The sequence below is a fragment of the Centipeda sp. (in: firmicutes) genome (genome assembly GCF_057271695.1).
This window is the reverse complement of the sequence record NZ_DBHIVL010000123.1, coordinates 1-3,599: the sequence shown is the minus strand read 5'-3', so window position 1 is coordinate 3,599 and position 3,599 is coordinate 1. Positions and strand designations below refer to the sequence as shown.

Below are 3,599 nucleotides of genomic sequence, written 5' to 3'. Positions count from 1 at the left end.
AGCTATGTGGAGGATTTGCCGACACAGTGCGGGCAAAAAAGATGCGTCAAGATGACGCAGCTGAATTTATCAGTGCTTCCCATATATAGGAATCAAACGGAAGGGAAACATTATGAGCGGAACATTCTACGGCATCGGCGTCGGCCCCGGCGACCCCGAACTCCTCACAGTCAAGGCAATCAAGGCAATCGAGGCGGCAGACGTCCTCATCGCCCCGAAGACAGAAAAGAAGGACGGCAGCGTCGCCCTTGAGATCGCGCGTCCGTATCTCAAAAAGGACATCGAAATCGTCTACCAAGTATTCCCCATGGTCAAGGACTTCGCCGAGGACACAGGCGCGTGGGAGGCGAACAAAGCCGAGATCCTTGCACTCCTGAACGAAGGCAAGAACGTCGCCTTTCTCACCCTCGGCGACCCCATGTTTTTCAGCACCTACATCTACGTCTTCCGCCTCTTGGAGCATGAGGACGTGGACATCGTCACCATTCCCGGCATCCCTGCATTCATCGCCATCGGCAGCCGCGTCGGCCGTCCCATCGTCGAGGGCAACGACGTACTCGCCATCATTCCAGGTACGGCGGAGCAGGAGCGGCTTGAGGAAGTCATGGCGGTCGCGAGCAGTGCCGTCGTCATGAAGGTCTACCACAACTCCGCCGAGATCATCGACCTCCTGCGCCGCAACAACATGACGAGAGAAGCGGTACTCGTCAGCCGTGCGGGACTGGACGATGAGAAGATCATCTACGACCTTGAGGCGCACGTGGACGAAAAACTCAACTACCTCTCCACGATTCTCACGCGAAGGAGCTGATGATGATGAAACATTTGGCTCTTGTATTCCTCGCAGCGTTCACCCTCGTTCTCACCGCATGCGGTGCTCCTGTCGCAGAGCAGACGACGCAGGGCGGCTATGCGACGATCACGGACGACAACGGACGTACGGTCACCTTTGACAAGAAGCCGGAGCGTATCGTCGTCACCTCCGCGTCCTTCCTCGAACCCCTCTACGCCGTTGGTGGCGAGGTCGTCGGCCGCCCCGACTCGAAATCGCACATTCCCGACGCGGCGAAGGACGTTCCGAGCATCGGCAGGGTCTACCAGATCGACGCAGAGAAGGTGCTCGCCCTCACCCCCGACCTCGTCATTCTCAACAAAGGCATGAACGAAAAACTCGTCGAAACCCTTGCGGTGAACAACATCAAGACACTCGTCCTCGACATGAAAAGCTACGAGGACGTAAAGCGCGAGATCGGCATCTTTGCCGCACTCACAGGCGAAAAGGACAAGGGTGAGACGCTCGTCCAAACGATGGAAGCAGACATCGCAGCCGTCCGTGCGTCCATTCCGCAGGAGAAGAAGCGCGTCGCCATCATTCACAGCACGGGACAGGGACTCTCCGTCCAACTCGATGGCAGCATCGCGGGCAGCATTGCCGCGATGCTCGGCTGGGAGAACACCGCGAGCGGTATGCCCGCCCTCGACAAGAACCCCGACGCCGCACCCTACAGCATGGAGACCCTCGTCGCGCAGAACCCCGACATCATCTTCGTCACGAGCATGGGCGAGGAGGCGGAGATCCGCGCCTCGATGGAGGCGATGTTCGCAGGCAGCCCCGCGTGGCAGAGCGTCGGCGCGATCCGTGATGGCCGCGTCTACTATCTGCCGCAGGATCTCTTCCTGTTCAGCCCCGGCATCGAATACCCCGACGCAGTGAAGTACATGGCGAGGCTCGTCTATCCATGAAAAAACGCATCCTGTTCCTCGTCCTCTTTGCCGCACTTGCGGTATTTGCCATGCTCCTCTCTGCCGCGAAAGGCTCGGTCGATATCCCCATCGGGGAGATCATCGGCATCCTGAGCGGCACATCGGGCGGGGCAAACGCCCAGATCCTCTGGAACATCCGTCTGCCGCGCACCATCGTCGCCGCCCTCGTCGGCATCAACCTCTCTCTTTCGGGTGCAATCCTGCAGGCGATCCTCCGCAATCCGCTCGCCGACCCGCACATCATCGGCATCTCGTCCGGTGCGGGTCTTGCGGGCATTTTTATCATGCTCATGATGCCCGGTGCGGCATGGCTCATCACCCCCGCCGCATTCGGCGGGGCGATGCTCGCCGCACTCCTCATCTACATCCTCGCGTGGCGGGACGGCATCCGACCGACGCGCATCATTCTCGCGGGGGTCGCCGTGTCCGCATTCCTCGGCGCGGGCATCTCGGCGATGATGATCCTCTACAGCGACAGAGTTCATAGTGCGCTCATGTGGATGGTCGGGGGACTCTCTGCGCGGAGCTGGCCGCACGTCGAGATGCTCCTGCCGTACACCATCGCGGCGGGGCTCCTCGCGCTCGCCGCCGCGCAGCGGCTCAACATCCTCCAGCTCGGCGACGACATGGCACGCGGCATCGGGCTTGCCGTCGAGCGCACGCGCATCCTCCTCACGGCGGTCGCCGCGCTCCTCGCCGCGAGTGCCGTCTCCGTCGTGGGGCTCCTCGGCTTCGTCGGGCTCATCGTCCCGCACGCCGCACGGCTCATGATCGGCTCGGACTATCGCTTCCTGCTCCCTGCGGCGGCGCTCCTCGGCATCGCCGTCGTCACACTCAGTGACACGGCGGCACGGCTGCTGTTTGCGCCACTTGAGCTGCCCGTCGGTATCATCATGGCAGTCGTTGGCGCACCGTTCTTTCTCTATCTTCTGAGGAGGCAGCTATGAGTGCGGGTATGACGGCGCGGAACCTCTGCGTCAAGATCGCGGGCAAGGAGATCCTGCACGGTCTCAGCGTCGATATCGCCGCCGGGCGGCGCACAGCCATCATTGGGCCGAACGGCGCGGGCAAGACCACCCTCCTGCGTGCGCTCGCGGGACTGAACCGCCGCTATACGGGGGAGATTCAGCTGGATGGACGCGAACTCGGCAGCTACGCCGAGAAAGAGCTTGCACGCGTGCGTGCCATTCTGCCGCAGGAACGTGCGGCGGCGCAGGGGCTGACCGTGGAGCAGCTTGTCGCCTACGGACGCTTTGCCCATGCGGGGCTCTTTCAGACGCGCTCGGACGCGGAGGACAGAGAGGCGGTCGCGTGGGCGATGGAGACCGCGCACGTCTCCGTGTTCGCGGAGCGCGAGGTGCATACCCTCTCGGGGGGCGAGCGGCAGCGCGTCTTTCTCGCCATGGCACTCAGCCAACGTCCGCGCCTGCTGCTGCTCGACGAGCCGACCACCTACCTCGACGTCGCGCATCAGCTGCGCGTCATGGATATTATCTCACAGCTCAACCGCATACATGGCATGACCATCCTCATGGTGCTGCACGACATGGCGCACGCCATGCAGTACGCCGACGACATCGTCCTCGTAGAGAGCGGGCGCGTCCGTGCGACGGGGACACCCGCCGAGGTGCTCACCGAGGAGCGCATCGCCGACGTATTCGGCGTTGCGGTCGAGATCTTTACCAACAGCCGCGGCATCCGCGTCCCCTCCCCCGTCGCACTCGTGGGGGAGTGAAAAAATCGATTGCATGAATCTTTGTTCTACGGTAAAATAAAGGAAACGCTGATAAAATGAAGTCCGTCAGATTGGCGTAGATTTTTTCGTCCGAACAAGG

General features: G+C 61.9%; 4 protein-coding genes. All 4 read left to right on the top strand.

What is annotated here, in order from left to right; genetic code table 11:
* Positions 1-112: 112 nt before the first annotated feature.
* The 4 genes from cobI to ACO6BQ_RS12185 are packed head-to-tail and all read left to right on the top strand — an operon-like array spanning position 113 to position 3,499.
* Positions 113-811, top strand: a complete 699-nt coding sequence (cobI, locus tag ACO6BQ_RS12200; protein ID WP_489121340.1) for a precorrin-2 C(20)-methyltransferase — start codon at positions 113-115, stop codon at positions 809-811.
* A 2-nt stretch (positions 812-813) separates the two neighbouring features.
* Entirely contained in the window at positions 814-1,743 is a 930-nt protein-coding gene (locus tag ACO6BQ_RS12195) for an ABC transporter substrate-binding protein (protein WP_489121339.1), read from the top strand.
* The gene (locus ACO6BQ_RS12190) at positions 1,740-2,711 is read left to right on the top strand and encodes a FecCD family ABC transporter permease (RefSeq protein ID WP_489121337.1); all 972 of its coding nucleotides are present in this window, start codon (positions 1,740-1,742) and stop codon (positions 2,709-2,711) included. The genes ACO6BQ_RS12195 and ACO6BQ_RS12190 overlap by 4 nt, the downstream gene beginning before the upstream one ends.
* Positions 2,708-3,499, top strand: coding sequence for an ABC transporter ATP-binding protein (locus tag ACO6BQ_RS12185; protein WP_489121334.1), 792 nt, complete (start codon positions 2,708-2,710; stop codon positions 3,497-3,499). The genes ACO6BQ_RS12190 and ACO6BQ_RS12185 overlap by 4 nt, the downstream gene beginning before the upstream one ends.
* The last annotated feature ends 100 nt before the right edge of the window (positions 3,500-3,599 follow it).

Bases quoted from the DNA above. Each gene is read 5' to 3' on its own strand.
- cobI (WP_489121340.1), top strand. From the start codon at position 113: ATGAGCGGAACATTCTACGGCATCGGCGTCGGCCCCGGCGACCCCGAA.
- ACO6BQ_RS12195 (WP_489121339.1), top strand. From the start codon at position 814: ATGATGAAACATTTGGCTCTTGTATTCCTCGCAGCGTTCACCCTCGTT.
- ACO6BQ_RS12190 (WP_489121337.1), top strand. From the start codon at position 1,740: ATGAAAAAACGCATCCTGTTCCTCGTCCTCTTTGCCGCACTTGCGGTA.
- ACO6BQ_RS12185 (WP_489121334.1), top strand. From the start codon at position 2,708: ATGAGTGCGGGTATGACGGCGCGGAACCTCTGCGTCAAGATCGCGGGC.